Genomic DNA, 19,018 nt, shown 5'->3' on the forward strand with positions numbered 1-19,018 from the left:
ATGCCAATCATGCTGACCAGTCCGCTCGGGTTTTTGGCGCGTTTCGGACCTCTGCCTTGATCCTCCCGGATGTCTGCAATGGGGTAAGGCTGACGTCTGGACGGCAGCCCTCAGCTCAGGATAGCGAGGGGACTACCCGGCTCACTAGCGCCACCGGCTGGATCTGATCAACCTAACGATCTCCAGGCGCGCTCGGCCTGGGGGCTCACGTTGACGCGAAGCAGTTACGGCAAAATGCTGCTCCGTCCGAATCCATTCAATGCACCCTAACGTAGAGATTGTTGGGTTAGAACAACCTTCCGTTAATGTTTTTCCGCGCAGATAGGAATACAATTTTTAATTGAGCGTGCCAGGGGCGTTTTGCGGATCTTCGCGGGTGTACAGGCAATGCGCGGCGCTGCTGCGCTGTCGGTGGTCTGCGGACACGCAGTCAGCGCGCGACCCGATATGGTCGGGCCGGGTCTTGCCGAAGGCGCGCTCACGATTCTTGCAAGCGGCGTCGACATCTTCTTCGTTATCTCCGGCTTCATCATCGCAAGCACGGCGGCGGCGCAACGCGACCCGTTGAATTTCGTCTTCAGACGAGCGGTTCGAATTTATCCGGTTTACTGGCTCGTGTTGCTGGCGGCGTTTGTCAGCTCATCCTGGATCGCTCTGTCGCCGGAGGAGCGTCCCGCGCTCGACTTCGGCCTCATCTTCGCGTGGACATATCCGAACTGGTACATCGGGCCGGCCTGGTCGATTGCTTTCGAGCTGCACTTCTATGCCGCAGTTGCCGCCATCCTCGCGATCGCGCCGAACCGGCTGTTCGAGCTGCTGTTCGCGGGGCTCGGCATGGTTGTTGTCGCTATCGTCTTCCGCCTGCAGCTTGGCATCTATTCCCATCCGCTGGTCCTGGAATTCGGTGCCGGCGTCGGCATCGCCTATCTCCAGATGAACGGCGGATTGCGCTTTTCGCGCCGCATTCTGGCAGTTTCCGCAGGCCTGTTCGCGGTCGGCTGGTACTGGATCTTCGTGCACGGATCGGCCGATCCGCAATTCGCACGCGTGGCGACCTATGGCCTTGGTGCGGGATTGCTCATCCATGCCGTGGTGTCTGCCGAGATCGAAGGGCAGTCCTTCTCGCCGATCCTGCAATGGTTCGGCAAGATTTCGTACTCGCTGTATATCGTCCACTACCTGGTGATGAAATGGATCGTCAACTTTACCGGGCTGTGGCTACTCTCTACGGCCGGGACAATCATCGCCAGCATCCTGCTCTCCATCGGTCTTGCCTCTGCCCTTCACATCATCATTGAGGCGCCGCTCATCAGTTGGGGCCGCAAATGGAGTCTGATGCGCCGCGACCAACAGACCTCGGATGTCCCGAGCCGGGAGGGCACCGTGCGTATTCCAGCACAGGCCGAATAGACAAATTCCGCGCGGGTTCCAGCGATGTCACGGGAATGCTCGACCGAGATGGTCTCGGTGCAAGTCGAGGATGGGAGCAAGCAAACTACCCGCTGCTACCGAGATCGACCTTAGCCCCTGCGTTACTTTCAGGGTAGGACCGGCAGCTTAGCTCGATTACCTTGCTTGAGCTCAGTCCCGAGTGCGGCGGTATCTTCTCGTTTGCAGTATTTGGTAAAGAGCGGCGATTTCCTCTGGGGTAAACTGAGAAATGATGTCTGGATGGCCAGCCCTCAGCACAGGATAGCGAGAGGCTCGAATCGCCGGCTAGATCTGATCAGCCTAACGGCCAGCAGGCGTGCCCGGACCGGTTGCACGCCACAAGCGGCCTGTTGTTTGATATTCCTCAAGACACGCGCAAGCACGAGCGCGATGATGGATGGGGAGGAGACGCGTGCGGCTGGCCATCTTTGCCGATATCCACGCCAACCGGCAGGCGTTTAGCACCTGCCTCGATTTCGCGCGCGCCCGTGGTGCGGAGCGGATCGTCTGCCTCGGCGATATCGTCGGCTATGGCGCCGATCCGGAATGGGCGGTCGATACGATGATGGACCTTGTTGCGGACGGCGCCGTTGCCGTCATGGGTAACCACGATCACGCGATCAGCACCCCGTCAGAAAGCATGAACGCCGTGGCCCAGGCCGCGATCGAGTGGACGCGCGGCAGGCTAAGCCGGCCGCAGCGGCGTTTTCTCGCCGAGTTGCCGCTGACGCGGCGGGAAGACGATCGCCTCTACGTGCATTCCGAAGCCTCGCATCCGGCGCGATGGCACTATGTGCGCGATACGCCGGACGCCGCGCGCAGCATTGCGGCGACCGATGCCCATGTCACCTTCTGTGGCCACATTCACCGGCCGGCGCTTTATTCGATGTCATCGGCGGCCAAGATGACGAGCTTCATCCCCATATCCGATGTGCCGGTGCAATTGCTCGGCGGCCGGCGCTGGCTCGCCGTGCTCGGCTCGGTCGGGCAGCCGCGGGACGGCGACCCGGCGGCTTCGTTTGCGATGCTCGATACCACTTCCCGCGAGATCATCTATTGCCGCGTGCCTTACGATGTCGAGGCGGCGGCGGACCGAATCCGCGCCAACGGCCTGCCGCACTGGTTGGCCGATCGCTTGCTCATAGGGAAGTAAGGGATGGCGAAGCCTGCAATCGCACCCGGCGCGGAACTTGACGGCTTCACCATCGGGGAGCGCGTTCACCACGGCGGCATGGCGACGCTGTGGACGGTGACCCATCCCGGCATCAATGTGCCGCTGTTGATGAAGGTCCCGCAGGTTGCCGAGGGCGAAGACCCGGCAGCCATCGTTAGCTTCGAGATGGAGCAGATGATCGTGCCGCGGCTGGCGGGTGTGCACGTGCCGGGCTGTTTCGGCACCGGCGATTTCGACTGGCAGCCTTACGTCGTCATGGAGCGCATTCCCGGCAAGACGCTCTATAGCCGGATCGACGAGTTGCCGCTTCCTTACGAAGAGGCGAGGGTGATCGGGGGAAAGATCGCGACCGTGCTGGCCGATCTGCACCGGCAGAACGTCATTCACCACGACATCAAGCCGTCCAGCATCATGTTCCGGCTATCGGGCGAATGCGTGCTGATCGATTTCGGCCTGTCGCATCACAACCAGTTGCCGGACCTGCTGCAGGAGGAATTTCGTCTGCCCTATGGCACCGCGCCCTATATGGCGCCGGAGCGCCTGCTCGGCGTCCGCGACGATCCGCGCAGCGACCTGTTTTCACTCGGCGTGCTCTTGTATTTCTTCACCACCGGCGAGCGGCCGTTCGGCGAGAGCGAAACACTGCGCGGCATGCGCCGGAGGCTGTGGCGCGATCCCTATCCGCCGCGCAAGCTAAGAGCCGATTATCCGCCGTGGCTGCAGGAAATCGTGCTGCGGTGCCTCGAGATCGAGCCGGTGTGGCGGCATCCGACGGCGTCGCAACTGGCGTTCGAACTGGCCCATCCCGAACAGGTCAAGCTGACGGCGCGCGCAGAACGACTGCAGCGCGATCCGCTCTCTACGGTGTGGCGCCGCCGCTTCAATCGCGGCGTGACGCTGCCGCAGCCGAAATCCGACGTCGCGGTCCAACTGGCGTCGGGACCGATCGTGGTCGTTGCGATCGACACCGAGGAGGCGTCGGGAACGCTCAACGAATGCCTGCGCCGCACCGCCGCACTGCTACTTTCGACACTGCCGTCGGCGCGGCTCGCCTGCCTCAACGTGCTCAAGCTCGGGCGCATCACCATCGACAGGACGCTCGACGAGCAGGGCAACAACAAGCATATCGATCGCATGGTCGCGCTGCGGCACTGGGCGCAGCCGCTGGAACTGGATGAAAGCCGGTTCACGGTGCACGTGCTGGAGGCCATCGATCCCGCCGCCGCGATCCTGGAATTCACCAGGGTCAATCATGTCGATCACATCGTAATCGGCGCGCGGCAGAATTCGATGATGCGTACGTTGCTGGGCAGCGTGTCAGCCAAGGTCGCGGCCGAGGCCGCCTGCACCGTGACGGTGGTGCGGCCGCCGCGGTCGGCGACTGTGCCGGTGCAGGAAGGTGGCTAGGGCCGGATCAGCAGCGCGTGCGCTCAGTCGAGGGTCTGGACGGGCGGCAGCTTGCTGGCTGAACGCGGCGGGTTCGGCACAGGATAGCTGGTGGCGCGGCCGCTCCGTTCTGCCTGACCGGCGGAGTTGGCTGCAGGGCTTACGGCTTCCGCCCGGGCGCCGCGCACGCTGTCCCTTGAGGACTGCCTGCGGTGCCGCGACGAGCGCGAGCCTTCCAGTCCCCACGACCGCGATATCGAAGGCCCCGCCGTATAGCCGACGAAGGCGCCGGCGACGGCCCCGACTGGGCCAAGCACGACCGCACCGGCTACCGCGCCCAGTGCGGCATCGCCAGCGCGCTGCGCGAGCGCGGCGGAGGGCGCGAGTACCAGGAGCATGGCGGCTGCGGTGTAGGCCTTGATCATATTTTCGTCCCATCCGTGAAAGGCGGGATGCTGGTCTGCCTTTATGGCGAGATGCGTGAAGCTTTGTGGCCGGAGCGTGGACTTTCGGGTTCCGTGGCCCGCAGGCACGCCTGCTGTGGCTTTCCTGCTCGCTACTCGCTGCGACGCACGCGCTCGCCGGGTTGAAGTGCTTCGGTCAATAGCCGGCGTAAGCCCAAGGAAAATATCGCGGAAAATATCGTGTATCGGAGTTCATTCATGCCTGGTTGGTCGTGCCGGCATAAGGAGTGGTTCGGCGCGCGGGACACGCTTGTGCGCGTCAGACCGCTTCGCCGCGCGCCAGCGCCGCCGCGTGACGGATGGCGGAAATGTTGGTCTTGTAGGCCTCCAATGTGCCGCCCTTGAACACCGCGGAGCCCGCGACCAGCGCGTTCGCGCCGGCGGCGGCCAACTGTCCCGCGACATCCGGCGCCACGCCGCCATCGACCTCGATGTCGATCGGACGTCCCGCGGTCATCGCCCTGATGTCGCTGACCTTGCCGAGCGCGGATTTGATGAAGGCCTGGCCGCCGAAGCCGGGATTGACCGACATGACAAGCACCAGATCGATCAGGTCGATGACATATTCGATCGCGCTCGCCGGCGTGCCCGGATTGAGCGAGACGCCGGCCTTCTTGCCGAGCGCGCGGATCGCCTGCAGCGAGCGATGCAGATGCGGGCCTGCCTCGGCATGCACGGTGATATGATCGCAGCCGGCTTTTGCAAACGCTTCGAGATAGGGGTCGCAAGGCGAGATCATCAGGTGGGCGTCAAAAATCTTCTTGGTGTGCGGGCGCATCGCCTTGATGACGTCGGGGCCGTAGGAAATGTTGGGCACGAAATGCCCGTCCATCACGTCGAGATGGATCCAGTCGGCGCCCGCCGCGTCCACGGCGCGGACTTCTTCGCCCAGTTTGGCGAAATCCGCCGCCAGGATCGATGGCGCGATGACCAGGGGACGCGACGCAAATTGCTGAGACATGTGCGCTTTCCCAAATCTCTTCGAGGGGCGGAATGGCCCCGCGTAACATGGGGGGAGGGCCGGGGGCAATGCGGCGGGTCTCGCTCTCCTGTGGGCGGGAAAAATCTGCCGCGGCGGGCAGCTATTGCCGGGTTGCCGGACGGAATCGGATGCAGGAAAGCCTGGTTTTATTGGGTTTTTCTGAATGGCACGGCGCTTGCTGAGAAAGGGCCACGTACGAACTGTCGGCCGCCATGCATTCGGCCTTGTTGGAGTTCTGCCATGTTCTTTGCTCTGGGCGCTGCGTCATCGGCCCTCGATGCCCTCAAGGCGCTGACATCGTCGAAATCGTCTGCGAAAACCACCGGCGTCAGCCAGGACGCTGCAAGCACGTTCGGTCTGTCATCCTCGAATGGTTCGGCTTCGATCGGCACGGGAACTGGCTCGGGCGGCAGCGGCTGTTCGCAGATTTCGCCGGAAACCATGAGCGCGCTGCTCGACGCACAGAGCCAGTCCTCGGCAGGATCGACAACGGCGTCCAAGAGCCGCTCCGCCGCGCTGAAGGACCTGTTCGGCCAGATCGATGGCGACGGCGACGGCAAGATCAGCAAGGAAGAATTCGAAACTGCGCTCGGCGCCGGGGGTACCAATCTCACGCAGGCCGACAGCGTGTTCGGCAAGCTTGACAAGGACGGCGACGGTTCGGTCAGTCTCAAGGAGCTGGCGTCGGCGCTGAAGGGCGGCAAGAAGCACCACCACGATCAGGCGAGCAACGCTGCCGGCAACGACGACGGATCAAATTCCGATCCGTTGTCGCAGGCGCTGCAGGGCGCTTCCACCACCTCCGTCACCAACAGCGACGGTTCGGTGACGACATCGCTGACCTATGCGGACGGATCGAAGGTGACGATGACGTCGGCCGCGGGAAAAAGCTCATCCACATCAGCGGCATCGTCCTACAATTTCATCGAGCAGATGATCCAGCGGCAGGCCCAGCAGATTTCATCGGCCGCCACTTCATCGCTCTCGGTGAGCGTCTGAACACAAGACCCGGCGAGATCCCTTCGGACTGCGACCTAGCCGAAGCGATCGCTCCACGCCGGTAGCGCACCCAGAAAGGGTAGCGCGGTCGCGCTATGGACGCCGCGCGCGATCGCACGCGCGACCGTGTTGGCGGCCACCATGCCGAGTTCGGTGAGGCCGGACAGCGGATCGATCGGCTTCTTGCCGGTCGCGGCGGCATAGACCACGTCGCCATCCGTCGTGGCATGGACGGGATAGATGGCGCGCGCCATGCCGGTGTGCGCGATCATCGCCAGCCGCTTGGCCTGCGCTTTTGTCAGCACGGCGTCTGTGACCACGACCACCAGCGTGGTGTTTTCCGAAGACGCCGCAGCCGGGCCGCCCTTGAGGCGTGCGCTCAGCATGTCCGGCGTGAACGCGGGCGGCAGTCCGCGCCCGCCAAATTCGTTGGCGGTTTCGAACGGCGCCGCCCAGAACCATGGCCCGTCGCCGACCGTCACGCTGCCGACGGCGTTGACGACGGCGAGGGCCCCGACGGTGACGCCGCCTTCGGTTTGCGCGGAAGCCGAGCCAAGGCCGCCCTTCAAATTGGCAGTCGTCGCGCCGAGGCCGGCACCGACGCTGCCCAGCGCGAAATCGCCGCTCGCCGCACATGCCGCGGCGTAGCCGAGATCGCGATAGGGCGGGAAGCGTCCCCATGCCTTGTTGCCGCCGTTGAGCAGATCGAAGCAGATCGCGCCCGGAACGATCGGAATAACCGCCTCGCGGATTCTTAGCCCGCGGCCCTGTTCGGCAAGCCAGGCTTGTACGCCGCCGGCGGCATCCAGTCCGAGCGCCGAGCCGCCGGAAAGCGCGATGGCGTCGATCGCCTCGACCGTACTCTCGGGTTTGAGCATCGCGTCATCACGGGTGCCGGGGCCGCCGCCGCGCACGTCAATGGATGCCACCGCGGGAGTGTCGAAAATGATCGCGGTGACGCCGGAGGCGATGGCCGCGTCGTGGGCGTGGCCGACGCTAACGCCGGCAATATCGGTGAGCAGGTTTTTCAAGGCGCCGGTCCGTGGGGGGCTGCATCGATCTGGGTGTCCCACGGATATATCAGCCGCCGGGAATGCTTCAACTGGCAAGCGCCAGCCTGATCATCCTGGCAAGCTCGGACTTGCGATAGGGCTTTGCCAGCAGCAGCACGCCTGAATCCAGCCGGCCGTGATGGACGATGGCATTTTCGGTATAGCCCGAGGTGAACAGCGTCTTGAGGCCCGGCTGCCGCTTCAGGGCCTCGTCGACCAGTTGGCGGCCGTTCATGTTGCCGGGCATGATCACGTCGGTGAAAAGCAGGTCGATGGTGGCGACATTGTCGACGATCTGCAGGGCGTCGGAAGCGTTGGCCGCCTCGAGCGTGGTGTAGCCCAGGCTCTCGATCTGGGTCATCACGTAGCGGCGCACCAGCGAATCGTCCTCGACGACGAGGACGGTTTCGATGCCGCCTTCGATGTCAGCCGAGACCTGCGCTTCCGCGGCGGTCTGGTGCAGTCCCGTGGCCCGCGGCAGGTAGATCTTGACGGACGTGCCGTGGCCTTCCTCGCTGTAGATATTGACGTGTCCGCCCGACTGCTTGACGAAGCCGAACACCATGCTGAGGCCAAGGCCGGTGCCTCGGCCGACCTCCTTGGTCGTGAAAAAGGGTTCGAATACCCGTTCGAGCAGCGCGGGCGGGATTCCGGAGCCGGTGTCGCTGACCGCGATCATCACATAATTGCCGGGCGCGACCTCGCTGTGCAGGCTCGCGTAGTTTTCGTCGAGAAAGACGTTGCTGGTCTCGAGCGCGAGCTTGCCGCCATTGGGCATGGCGTCGCGCGCGTTGATTGCCAGATTGAGCACGGCCGCGGCGAGCTGGTTCGGATCGGCCAGCGCGGTCCATGCATCCTCGGCCAGAAGCGGCGTGATTTCGATGTTTTCGCCAAGCGTCGGGTGCAGCAGCTTCGCGGACTCCAGCACCAGCGCGTTGACGTCGACTTCAACAGGCTGCAGCGGCTGCTTGCGGGCAAAGGCAAGGAGATGCCTGGTCAGGTTGGCGCCGCGTTCGGCGGCTTCGTCGATCAGCTTGGCGACGGCGGCGAGCTGGGGCTGATCGGCGACGGCTTCTTCCAGAATGCCGATGGTGCCTGTGATCACCGTCAGGATGTTGTTGAAGTCGTGCGCGACGCCACCCGTGAGCTGGCCGACCGCATCCATCTTCTGCGCATGCCGCAACTGCGCTTCCGCGGCCTGCTTTTCGGTCAGGTCTCTCCCGATGAAGAAGTGGCGGCGGACCGGCTCCGACCAGTTTCCGGTCCAGTTCAGCGCGACGGCCTTGCCCTCCTTGTTGACATAGCGCGTCTCGAAATTGCGCTTGCTTTGCCCACGTCGTCCCGCCCGCATCTCTCTGCGGGTGTGTTCGAGATCGTCGGGGTGAATGAATTCGATCGCGCTGCGTCCGACCATGTCCGACGGCTGATAGCCGAGAATGGCGGTGACGCTCGGGCTGACCTGGATGAAGTTGCCGGCGGAGTCGGTGACGAAGATCAGGTCGTTCGAGGATTCGAAGATGCGCCGCCGCTCCTCGATTTCCTGGTTGAGCGCATCCTCCGTCCGCTTGCTTTCGGTGATGTCGCGCGCGGTCTTGGAGATGCCGATGATCTTGCCGGAGGCCGAGCGGATCGGGGAGATGCTCAGCGAAACGTCGAGGGTGCGGCCGTCCTTGTGCACGCGCGACGTCTCGAAAGGTTCAACCGGCTCGCCCCGGCGGGTCCGTTCGATGATATTGCGTACATCGTCCTGCCGGTCCGGGGGGACGATGATGTTGATGCTCTTGCCGATCGCCTCCGCCGCCGTGAAGCCGAACAGGCGTTCGGCGGCGCCGTTCCAGCCGGTAATGGTGCCATCAAGCAATTTGGTGATGATGGCGTCGTTGGACGATTCCACGACCGCGCTGAACAGGCTTTCGCGTTCGGTGCGCAGACGTCGCTCGGAGGCGGCTTCCCGGCGGACCATTCCGAGCAGGCGAGCCAGCTTGGCCTGCAGGCCGACATTGTCGACCAGCAGGACGGCGAGCACGAAGCTCGCGGCGGAAAGGCCGTAGATGCGGCCGAGATAGAAGCCGACGTCGAATCGCGCCACGTTCAGGATCGCCGACAGGGCGATGTCGAACAGCCAGGCGCACATCACCACCATCAGCCAGACGTCGAGGACGAAGTGCGGCCTGCGAAGCCACAGCACCACCAACGCAGCGAAGCTGAGGCACCATACGGTCGAGACCACGGCGAGCATGACGGGCGTGTAATGGCCGCCGCTCAGCAGAATCGGTAGCCGGTCGTGTTGCCCGGTGACGATCCAGGTGAACGCGGCCATCGCGACACTGACCGCAATGATACTTGTAACGACTGCCGCGCCGGTCGAGCCCTGTACCTTCGGCTCGTTGGCCCTTGCCTTCAGCAAGGCATAGCCGAGGACGAGCAGCGGAAATACGCCGTGCCAGATCATGTAGAGCCAGACGGTGGTCTGCGTTCCCGCGCCGAGCAGCCCGCCGGGCGCGAACAGGCCGGGAAAGGTCAGGGCGTGGACGATGGCCGCCATGGCCGTAAACAAATATCCGCTGGCGAGCAGCAGCAGCGCCCGCGAGCGGGAAACCGCGAACTGCGAAAACAGCAGGACGGCGGTGATCAGGTCGTTGATGGCCAGCGCGGACTGATAGCTCGCAATGAATGCCGGGATCGGAGTAAGCGCCACGCCGGCAAACGGCACGGCGCAGACGAACAGCACGGCCGAGACAACGACGACGGCGAGTGCGGGCATGCGATCGCGGCGGGTCGCCGGCATGTTCGAAAGAAAGATGTTGCGCTCGTCACCCATTGTCGTCTCCGGCAAACTGGCAGCGAACGCGCCATGGCGAAAGCTTCAACGCGCGAAAACAATTCATCCGGCGCGGCCGGACGTCCAGCCGATACTTGGAGCTGCTGGTATCGACGCCGCTGGAAGCCCGAAGGGTAAGCTAACGACGCCTCGAGAGGAATCAACCCAAGGTTATATATTACCTGATGATGCCGGGAGGGAAACGCGGCGACAGGGTAACCGCCTCTTTACCGACCGGCTGAATAAACCCTGCGGAACCGCCGAAATCGACGAATTTAAACGTAGGCTGCCACTCGATCGATCCGGGGGGCTTCGATGCCCCGCGTGCTTATTGTTGACGACCAGGCCGACGTTCGTACGATGATTTCCATCGTGCTGCGCATCCATCGTTTCGAAATCGTCGAGGCAGAGAACGCCGCAGCCGCGCTGAAGCTGTTCGAGGAATCAAGCTTCGACCTTGCGATCGTCGATATCTTTCTGCAGGGCACCAACGGTTCCGAACTGATTACAACACTGCGCGGGCGCGTGCCGGGCCTGCCCGTCGTCGCGATTTCAGGAATGACCGCGCTGGACTTTCTGTCTGAAGCGCCTGAGCTCTCCGGCGTCGTCTGTCTGCAGAAGCCGTTTCGTCCGCCGGATCTGATGCGCGCGATCGAGGCGGCGCAGGGATCGCACCGGCAATCGGCCGGTGCTGCGCGATAGGTTTCGTCCGGCATAGCGCAACGGCTTTCATCGCTGCTCCGTCAGGCGCCGCGGTTACCGCTCGGCGCGTCGCCGGCCATTGCCGTCGGCAGCCTCGGGCAGCGAAACCGGATCGGCGGCAAACTGCCGTTGCGGCAGGGGGACCGAGAGGCAACAAACGAGACCTTCCGGGCGCCAATCGAATGCCGCCTGGCCACCGAGCTGCGACTCGATGCTGGCGATCACGCTTCTGGTCCCGAACCCTCGCGACACCGGTCTCACGACCGGCGGCCCGCCGGTCTCCACCCATAGGATCTTGAGAACGCCTGCCTGGTCTTCCCAGCTCACCGACAGCCGGCCCGCCAGCGCCGACAGGGCGCCGTACTTCGCCGAATTGGTGACGAGTTCGTGCAGCGCCAGCGCGACGGTCTGGGCTGTTGCCGGCTCGAGTTGGACCTCCGGACCGGACAAGTCGATCTGTTCGCCGGTGGAATAGGGCGCCAGCTCCTCGACGATCAGCTTCCTTATTTCGGCGCCCTGCCAGCTCGACAGCGAAAGCACGGTGTGCACCCGCGCCAGCGCGTTGATCCGTCCTTCGACCGAGCGGATGTAGGTCTTCACGTTCTCGCCGCGCGTCAGGCGGACAATGGATTGCGCCAGCGCCAGCGCGTTCTTGGCGCGGTGATCGACCTCCCGCGCCAGCAGGTTCTGCCGCTCCTCGGCCTGTTTGCGCTCGGTGATATCGACGGTGACGCCGCTGACGCGGATCACGCGGCCGCCCTTGTCGGTGCTCGCCGCCGCCGTTCCCGCGCACCAGCGCACCTCGCCGTTCGGCCGCCTGATACGGAATTCCGCCTCGTAGGATTTCGCACCTCTGGCAAAACCGGCCCACGCCTCATGCAGCATCTGAACGTCGTCGGGGTGAAACAGCGCCTGGATATTGGCCGGAGTCAGTTCGAATTTGCCGGGTTCGATGCCGAGAATCTGATACTGGCCTTCGTCCCACATCCAGTCGCCGTTGACCCAGTCCCAGTCCCAGGACCCCATTTTGCCCGCGGCGATCGCGAGGCTGCGGCGCTGTTCGCTTTCCAGCAGCCTTGTGTGAGACTCCTCCAGTTCGGCGGTACGGGCGCGAACGCGGTCTTCGAGCTCGACGTTGAGGCGCTCGAGCTGGCGCGTCTTGCGATAGAGCTCCGCAAACACCTTGATCTTGGCGCGCAACACCTCCGGCACGACGGGCACCGGAACATAGTCGACCGCGCCCATTTCGTAGCCGCGCAACCGGTCGATGTCGCTGACCTGTATGGCGGAAATGAATATCATCGCCGTCTTCTGGAAGCGGGGATGTTCGCGGATCATCGCGGCCAGTTCGAACCCGTCCAGTTCCGGCATGCAGACGTCGACCAGGATGATCGCGACGTCGTTCTTGAGCAGGAACTCAAGCGCTTCGCGCCCGGACGAAGCCTTGACCAGGTTCTCGCCGAGTTCCTTCAGGATAACCTCATAGGCGAGCAGCTTCGCCGGCTGGTCGTCCACCAGAAGAATGTTTACCTTTTCCTGGTCCATCATCTGCTTACGCCGGTCAGCGGTGGAGCCACATTCGAATGGCGAGCAGCAACTGCTCGGTATTGACGGGTTTGGCGAGATAGTCCGAAGCGCCGGCTTCGAGGCATTTCTCGCGGTCGCCCTTCATCGCCTTGGCGGTCAGCGCGATGATCGGAAGGCGGCCAAAGGACGGGTTTTGCCGGATAACGCCGATGGTCTGATATCCGTCCATCTGCGGCATCATGATATCCATCAGCACGATTGCGATATTCGGATTGGACTCGACCAGCGTAATGGCTTCATTGCCGGTCGTCGCGGTCAGCACCTTCATTCCGCGCCGTTCTAATACGCTCGACAGCGCAAAGATGTTCCGGGCGTCATCGTCCACCAGAAGTGCGGTTTTGCCAACGAGATCCTCATCGGAGCTATTGAGCTTTTCGAGCATTCTCTGCTTTTCAGCCGGCAATTCCGTGATCACACGGTGCAAAAACAGCGACGTTTCGTCGAGCAGGCGTTCCGGCGACTCGACGCCTTTCACCACGATGCTTCGCGCCATGGTATGAAGTTCCGCATCCTCCTCGGCGGAAAGTTCCCGGCCCGTAAACACCACGACCGGCACGTTCGATAATGTCTCGTCGTTGCGAAGCCGGTCGAGCACCTCGAAGCCGCTCATATCCGGCAGCCGCAGGTCCAGCACAACGCAGTCGCACGGCTGGTTCCGCAGCGTCGACAATGCATCGGCGCCGGTGTCGGCGGTGAGAATCTCGATGTCGTCGTGTCCGAGCAATTCGGTGATGCTCGTCTGTTCGGCGGCGTTATCTTCCACGATCAGAAGGCGCTTGCGGCGAGGTTTTGCGTATTCCTTGATCTGCGACAGCGCCGCGCTGACGCCCTCGGTCGTCGTCGGCTTGTTGACGAAGGAGAATGCGCCACGCGCCAGCGCATGCTGGCGGTCTTCGTCGAGCGTGATGATCTGCACCGGAATGTGCCGAGTCAGCGGATTGTGCTTGAGCTGGCTCAGCACGGTCCAGCCCAGCATGTCCGGCAGGAACACGTCGAGCGAAACCGCGGCCGGCTGGAACTGCTTGGCGAGTTCAAGCGCCTCCGCGCCGCGACTGGCGACCAGCACCTTGAAACCATTGTCGTGCGCGAGATCGATCAGCACCCGCGCATAATGCGGATCGTCTTCGACGATCAGGAGGATGGTATCTCCGGGGGCGAGGTCGAGGCGGTCGTCCGGCAACTGCTCGACGACCCGCTCCTGGGTCGCTGCGGCCTGCAGCGCCGGTGCCTGGGTGAAGGATGACGGGGCAGGGGAGCGCGGTGCAACGGTCGGACCGGAATATTTCAGCGGCAGATAAAGCACGAAGGTAGAGCCCTTGCCGGGCGCGCTGCGCAGATGAATTTCGCCGCCAAGCAGGCTTGCGAGTTCGCGGCTGATGGCAAGGCCGAGGCCGGTGCCGCCGTATTTGCGGCTGGTGCCGGCGTCCGCCTGCTGGAACGCCTCGAAGATCAGTTTCTGTTTCTCCAAGGGAATGCCGATGCCGGTGTCGGTCACCTCGAAGGCGACCACGGCGGGCGCGTGATTGAGGATCGGGTGCTCGGCGCTCCAGCCGCCGACGGCGGCCGACACGTTCAGCTTCACGCCGCCCTCCGCGGTGAACTTGAACGCGTTCGAAAGCAGGTTTTTCAAAACCTGCTGCAGACGTTTCGAGTCGGTGACCATGCTGCGGGCGAGATTCTCGTCGACCTCGACGCTGAACGAAAGTTGGCGGTTCTCGGCTTCGTGGCGGAACGGGCGTCCAACCGTCTCCAGCAGGCTCGACGTCAGGATCTCCTCGGCATCGACCGTCACCGTGCCGGATTCGATCTTCGACAGGTCGAGAATGTCGCTGATCAGGTTGAGCAGGTCGGTGCCGGCGCCGTGGATGGTGCGGGCGAATTCGACCTGCTTGGCGGAAAGATTGCCGTCCGGATTTTCGGTGAGCTGCTGGCCGAGGATCAGGATGCTGTTGAGCGGCGTACGCAGCTCATGCGACATGTTGGCGAGGAATTCGGACTTGTACTTCGAGGTCAGCGAAAGCTCGGTCGCCTTTTCTTCGAGCGCGCGGCGGGCCTGTTCGATTTCCTGGTTCTTTCTTTCCACCTCGACGTTGCGCTCGGCGAGCTGCTGGGCCTTCTGTTCAAGCTGTTCGTTGGTCTGCTGCAGTTCCTTCTGCTGCGTCTGCAGTTCGCCGGCCAGCTGCTGGGATTGCTTCAACAGGCCCTCGGTCTGCATCGTGGCCTCGATCGAGTTGAGCACGATACCGATAGAGTCGGTGAGCTGTTCGAGGAAGGTCATCTGCGAGGTCGTGAACGAACTGATCGAAGACAGTTCGATCACCGCCTTGACCTGGTTTTCGAACAATACCGGAAGCACGACGAGATTCTTCGGAATGACGCGCAGCAGCGCCGAATTGATCGGCGCCGTATCGGTCGGGATGTCCGCCACCAGCCGCTGGCGCTTATCCATCGCGCACTGGCCGATCAGCCCCTCGCCGAATTGAACGACCAGCGGGTGGGGATTGGCGCTATCGCCCGCATAGGCGGAGAGCAGGCGCAACTGCGGGCTATCGGCATTCTCGGTCTGATAGATCGCGCCCATATGCGCGTTGACCAGCGGCGCCAGCTCGGTCAGCAGCAGCCGGCCGACGGTCGTGAGGTCGCGCTGACCCTGCAGCATGTTGGTGAAGCTCGCGAGGTTGGTCTTCAGCCAGTCCTGTTCGGTATTCACCTGCGTCGTCAGACGAAGGTTGCCGATCATGGTGTTGATGTTGTCCTTGAGTTCGGCCACTTCGCCGCGGGCGTCGACCTGGATCGAGCGGGTCAGGTCGCCCTTGGTCACCGCGGTCGCGACCTCGGCGATCGCGCGCACCTGCGAAGTCAGGTTGGCGGCGAGCAGGTTGACGTTGCCGGTGAGGTCCTTCCAGGTGCCGGCGGCGCCGGGCACATTGGCCTGGCCGCCGAGGCGTCCCTCGACGCCGACCTCGCGCGCCACGCTGGTGACCTGGTCGGCGAAGGTCGCGAGTGTCTCGGTCATGTTGTTGATGGTGTCGGCGAGCGCTGCGACTTCGCCCTTCGATTTCACCGTCAGGTTCTGCTTCAGGTCGCCGTCAGCAACTGCGGTCACCACTTTCACGATGCCGCGCACCTGTTCGGTCAGATTGGCGGCCATGAAGTTGACGGTGTCGGTGAGGTCCTTCCAGGTGCCGGCGACGCCCGGGACCTGCGCCTGACCACCGAGCTTGCCCTCGGTGCCGACTTCGCGCGCCACGCGCGTCACTTCGCCGGCAAAGGCGTTGAGCTGGTCGACCATCGTGTTGATGGTGTTTTTCAACTCGAGGATTTCGCCCTTCACATCCACCGTGATCTTGCGCGACAGGTCGCCACGGGCCACGGCGGTGGTGACTTCGGCGATGTTGCGGACTTGCGTGGTGAGGTTGGCCGCCAGCAGGTTGACGTTGTCGGTCAGATCCTTCCAGGTGCCGCCGACGCCGGGCACCACGGCCTGACCGCCGAGCCGTCCCTCGGTGCCGACCTCGCGCGCCACGCGCGTTACTTCGGCGGCGAACGAGCGAAGCTGCTCGACCATCGTATTCAGGGTGTCCTTGAGCAGCAGGATTTCGCCGCGGACGTCGACCGTGATCTTCTTCGACAGGTCGCCGCCGGCGATGGCCGTGGCCACTTCGGCGATGTTGCGCACCTGTGCGGTCAGGTTCGAGGCCATGAAGTTGACGTTGTCGGTCAGGTCCTTCCAGGTGCCGGCCACTTCAGGCACCTGGGCCTGGCCGCCGAGCTTGCCTTCGGTGCCGACCTCGCGCGCCACGCGGGTGACTTCCGAGGCGAAGGCGTTGAGCTGGTCCACCATCGTGTTGACGGTGTTCTTCAGCTCGAGAATTTCGCCCTTGACGTCGACCGTGATCTTCTTCGACAGGTCGCCCTTCGCCACCGCGGTGGTCACTTCGGCGATGTTGCGGACCTGGCCGGTGAGGTTGCCGGCCATCGAGTTGACGTTGTCGGTGAGGTCCTTCCAGGTGCCGGCGACGCCGGGCACGTTGGCCTGGCCGCCGAGCCGGCCCTCGGTGCCGACCTCGCGCGCCACGCGCGTCACTTCGCCGGCAAAGCGGTTGAGCTGGTCGACCATCGTGTTGAGCGTTTCCTTGAGCTGCAGGATCTCGCCACGCACGTCGACCGTGATCTTGCGCGACAGGTCGCCGCCGGCGATCGCGGTCGCGACCTCGGCGATGTTGCGGACCTGGGCGGTGAGGTTGCCGGCCATCGAGTTCACGCTGTCGGTGAGATCCTTCCAGGTGCCGGCGACGCCGGTCACCTGAGCCTGGCCGCCGAGCTTGCCGTCGGTGCCGACTTCGCGCGCCACGCGCGTCACTTCCGATGCAAAGGCGTTGAGCTGATCGACCATCGTGTTGAGCGTTTCCTTCAACTGAAGGATTTCGCCTGACACGTTGACCGTGATCTTCTTCGACAGGTCGCCCTTCGCCACCGCGGTCGCGACTTCGGCGATGTTGCGGACCTGAGCCGTGAGGTTGCCAGCCATCGAATTGACGTTGTCGGTGAGATCCTTCCATGTGCCGGCGACGCCGCGCACGTTGGCCTGGCCGCCGAGCTTGCCTTCGGTGCCGACCTCGCGCGCGACGCGGGTCACTTCGCCGGCAAAGGCGTTGAGCTGGTCGACCATCGTATTGATGGTGTCCTTCAGTTCGAGAATTTCACCGCGCACGTCGACCGTGATCTTCTTCGACAGGTCGCCATTGGCGACCGCGGTCGTGACTTCCGCGATGTTGCGGACCTGCGCCGTCAGGTTGGAAGCCATCGAGTTGACGCTTTCGGTGAGGTCCTTCCAGGTGCCGGCGACGCCGAGCACGTTGGCCTGACCGCCAAGCCGTCCTTCGGTGCCGACCTCGCGCGCGACGCGGGTCACTTCGCCGGCGAAGGCGTTGAGCTGGTCGACCATCGTGTTGAGCGTTTCCTTCAATTGCAGGATTTCGCCCGACACGTTGACGGTGATCTTCTTGGAGAGGTCGCCGCCCGCGATGGCAGTGGCGACGTCGGCGATGTTGCGGACCTGCGCCGTCAGGTTGGAAGCCATGAAGTTGACATTGTCGGTGAGGTCCTTCCAGGTGCCGGCGACGCCGGGGACCTGGGCCTGACCGCCGAGCTTGCCTTCGGTGCCGACCTCGCGGGCGACGCGCGTCACTTCCGAGGCGAACGAGTTGAGCTGGTCGACCATCGTGTTGATGGTGTCCTTCAGCTCCAGGATTTCGCCGCGGACGTCGACCGTGATCTTGCGCGAGAGGTCGCCGCGGGCGACCGCGGTGGTGACGTTGGCGATGTTGCGGACCTGTGCGGTGAGGTTGCCGCACATCGCGTTGACGGAGTCGGTCAGATCCTTCCAGGTGCCGGCGACGCCGGGGACGATGGCCTGGCCGCCGAGCTTGCCGTCGGTGCCGACCTCGCGCGCGACGCGGGTCACTTCGGAGGCAAACGATCGAAGCTGGTCCACCATCGTGTTGATGGCTTCCTTGAGCTGCAGGATCTCGCCGCGGACGTCGACCGTGATCTTCTTCGACAAGTCGCCATTGGCCACCGCGATGGTGACCTCGGCGATGTTGCGGACCTGGCCGGTGAGGTTGTTGGCCATCGAGTTGACGCTCTCGGTCAGGTCCTTCCAGACGCCGGTCACTTCCGGAACCTGGGCCTGGCCGCCGAGCTTGCCCTCGGTGCCGACCTCGCGCGCCACGCGCGTCACTTCCGAGGTGAACACCGAAAGCTGCTTGATCATCGTGTTGACGATGTTGGCCGACTGCAGGAATTCGCCGCCAAGTGGGCGGCCGTCGACATCGAGCTGCACGGTCTGTAGCAGATTGCCCTGGGCGACGGCGGCGACCGCGCGCGTGACTTCGCGGGTCGGCCATAGCAGGTCGTCGATCAGCGTGTTGACGGACCCCTCCATGTCCGCCCACGATCCGCTCGACAGGTCGAACTTGACGCGCTGCCGCGTCTTGCCTTCGCGCCCGACCACCTGGCCGACGTGCTCCAGTTGCTGCGCCATTCGCTGGTTGGCGGCGACGATTTCGTTGAAGGTGTCGGCGATCTTGCCCTCGATGCCGAGGTGATCGCCGGTCATCCGTACCGAGAAATCGCCCGCGCGCATCGCCTGCAGGGCGTGCAGCAGGTCCTGTAAAGGATCGGACGCGCCGTTGGGGCTGGCTGGTTTGGGACTGGCGACCCGGCGAACGGAGGGGGATGCCCCAGGGGAAAGATCACTCATGTGTTTCCTCGGCCAGTTCGCGCAAATCACTTCGGCTGAAATGCGATTTCACAAATAGAACCGCCGCCCCGGCGGCAGATCAAGTTGGAACAAGGGTTAAGGTCGTGAAATCAATGACATGGAACTCAGCCCAACGTTGCTCAATGCGGCGGGAA

General features: G+C 63.7%; 11 protein-coding genes. 5 read left to right on the forward strand and 6 right to left on the reverse strand.

Annotated elements, in window-relative coordinates:
* Positions 1-360: 360 nt before the first annotated feature.
* From V1293_RS36015 to V1293_RS36025, 3 genes are all read left to right on the forward strand, one after another.
* Positions 361-1,410, forward strand: a complete 1,050-nt coding sequence (locus V1293_RS36015) for an acyltransferase family protein (RefSeq protein ID WP_334516546.1) — start codon at positions 361-363, stop codon at positions 1,408-1,410.
* Between the two features lie 433 nt (positions 1,411-1,843).
* Complete coding sequence (locus tag V1293_RS36020) at positions 1,844-2,584, forward strand: metallophosphoesterase family protein (RefSeq protein ID WP_334516548.1); 741 nt, start codon at positions 1,844-1,846, stop codon at positions 2,582-2,584.
* Between the two features lie 3 nt (positions 2,585-2,587).
* Positions 2,588-4,012, forward strand: coding sequence for a bifunctional serine/threonine-protein kinase/universal stress protein (locus tag V1293_RS36025; RefSeq protein WP_334516550.1), 1,425 nt, complete (start codon positions 2,588-2,590; stop codon positions 4,010-4,012).
* Positions 4,013-4,035: 23 nt separating this feature from the next.
* On the opposite strand, the gene V1293_RS36030 is transcribed toward V1293_RS36025, so the two are convergent.
* On the reverse strand, positions 4,036-4,524 hold the full coding sequence (locus V1293_RS36030) for a hypothetical protein (protein ID WP_442894325.1): 489 nt from the start codon (positions 4,522-4,524) through the stop codon (positions 4,036-4,038).
* 190 nt (positions 4,525-4,714) lie between these two features.
* Positions 4,715-5,416 (reverse strand): ribulose-phosphate 3-epimerase, encoded by a 702-nt coding sequence (gene rpe / locus V1293_RS36035; protein ID WP_334516552.1) that lies wholly within the window; start codon positions 5,414-5,416, stop codon positions 4,715-4,717.
* 261 nt (positions 5,417-5,677) lie between these two features.
* Between rpe and V1293_RS36040 the strand changes: the two genes are divergently transcribed.
* Positions 5,678-6,436 (forward strand): EF-hand domain-containing protein, encoded by a 759-nt coding sequence (locus tag V1293_RS36040; protein WP_334516554.1) that lies wholly within the window; start codon positions 5,678-5,680, stop codon positions 6,434-6,436.
* 35 nt (positions 6,437-6,471) lie between these two features.
* On the opposite strand, the gene V1293_RS36045 is transcribed toward V1293_RS36040, so the two are convergent.
* Together V1293_RS36045 and V1293_RS36050 are read right to left on the reverse strand one after the other, a co-directional pair.
* Positions 6,472-7,467 (reverse strand): P1 family peptidase, encoded by a 996-nt coding sequence (locus tag V1293_RS36045; protein ID WP_334516556.1) that lies wholly within the window; start codon positions 7,465-7,467, stop codon positions 6,472-6,474.
* 67 nt (positions 7,468-7,534) lie between these two features.
* Positions 7,535-10,309 carry a PAS domain S-box protein gene (locus tag V1293_RS36050; RefSeq protein WP_334516557.1) on the reverse strand — a complete coding sequence of 925 codons (2,775 nt, stop codon included), beginning with the start codon at positions 10,307-10,309 and terminating at the stop codon, positions 7,535-7,537.
* A 315-nt stretch (positions 10,310-10,624) separates the two neighbouring features.
* On the opposite strand from V1293_RS36050, the gene V1293_RS36055 reads away from it, so the two are divergent.
* Positions 10,625-11,011 carry a response regulator gene (locus V1293_RS36055; RefSeq protein ID WP_334516558.1) on the forward strand — a complete coding sequence of 129 codons (387 nt, stop codon included), beginning with the start codon at positions 10,625-10,627 and terminating at the stop codon, positions 11,009-11,011.
* A 54-nt stretch (positions 11,012-11,065) separates the two neighbouring features.
* Here V1293_RS36055 and V1293_RS36060 read toward each other — a convergent pair whose 3' ends face one another.
* Together V1293_RS36060 and V1293_RS36065 are read right to left on the reverse strand one after the other, a co-directional pair.
* Positions 11,066-12,556: an HWE histidine kinase domain-containing protein gene (locus V1293_RS36060; RefSeq protein WP_334517067.1), complete on the reverse strand. Its 1,491-nt coding sequence runs from the start codon at positions 12,554-12,556 to the stop codon at positions 11,066-11,068.
* A gap of 16 nt (positions 12,557-12,572) precedes the next feature.
* Positions 12,573-18,863 (reverse strand): HAMP domain-containing protein, encoded by a 6,291-nt coding sequence (locus V1293_RS36065; RefSeq protein WP_334516560.1) that lies wholly within the window; start codon positions 18,861-18,863, stop codon positions 12,573-12,575.
* Between the last annotated feature and the right edge of the window lie 155 nt (positions 18,864-19,018).

It is taken from the genome of Bradyrhizobium sp. AZCC 1693 (assembly GCF_036924745.1).
GTDB lineage: Bacteria > Pseudomonadota > Alphaproteobacteria > Rhizobiales > Xanthobacteraceae > Bradyrhizobium.

What these genes read in the sequence shown, in the direction of transcription:
- V1293_RS36025 (WP_334516550.1), top strand. Translation starts at nt 2,588, where the DNA reads ATGGCGAAGCCTGCAATCGCACCCGGCGCGGAACTTGACGGCTTCACC.
- rpe (WP_334516552.1), bottom strand. Translation starts at nt 5,416, where the DNA reads ATGTCTCAGCAATTTGCGTCGCGTCCCCTGGTCATCGCGCCATCGATC.
- V1293_RS36040 (WP_334516554.1), top strand. Translation starts at nt 5,678, where the DNA reads ATGTTCTTTGCTCTGGGCGCTGCGTCATCGGCCCTCGATGCCCTCAAG.
- V1293_RS36050 (WP_334516557.1), bottom strand. Translation starts at nt 10,309, where the DNA reads ATGGGTGACGAGCGCAACATCTTTCTTTCGAACATGCCGGCGACCCGC.
- V1293_RS36055 (WP_334516558.1), top strand. Translation starts at nt 10,625, where the DNA reads ATGCCCCGCGTGCTTATTGTTGACGACCAGGCCGACGTTCGTACGATG.
- V1293_RS36060 (WP_334517067.1), bottom strand. Translation starts at nt 12,556, where the DNA reads ATGGACCAGGAAAAGGTAAACATTCTTCTGGTGGACGACCAGCCGGCG.
- V1293_RS36065 (WP_334516560.1), bottom strand. Translation starts at nt 18,863, where the DNA reads ATGAGTGATCTTTCCCCTGGGGCATCCCCCTCCGTTCGCCGGGTCGCC.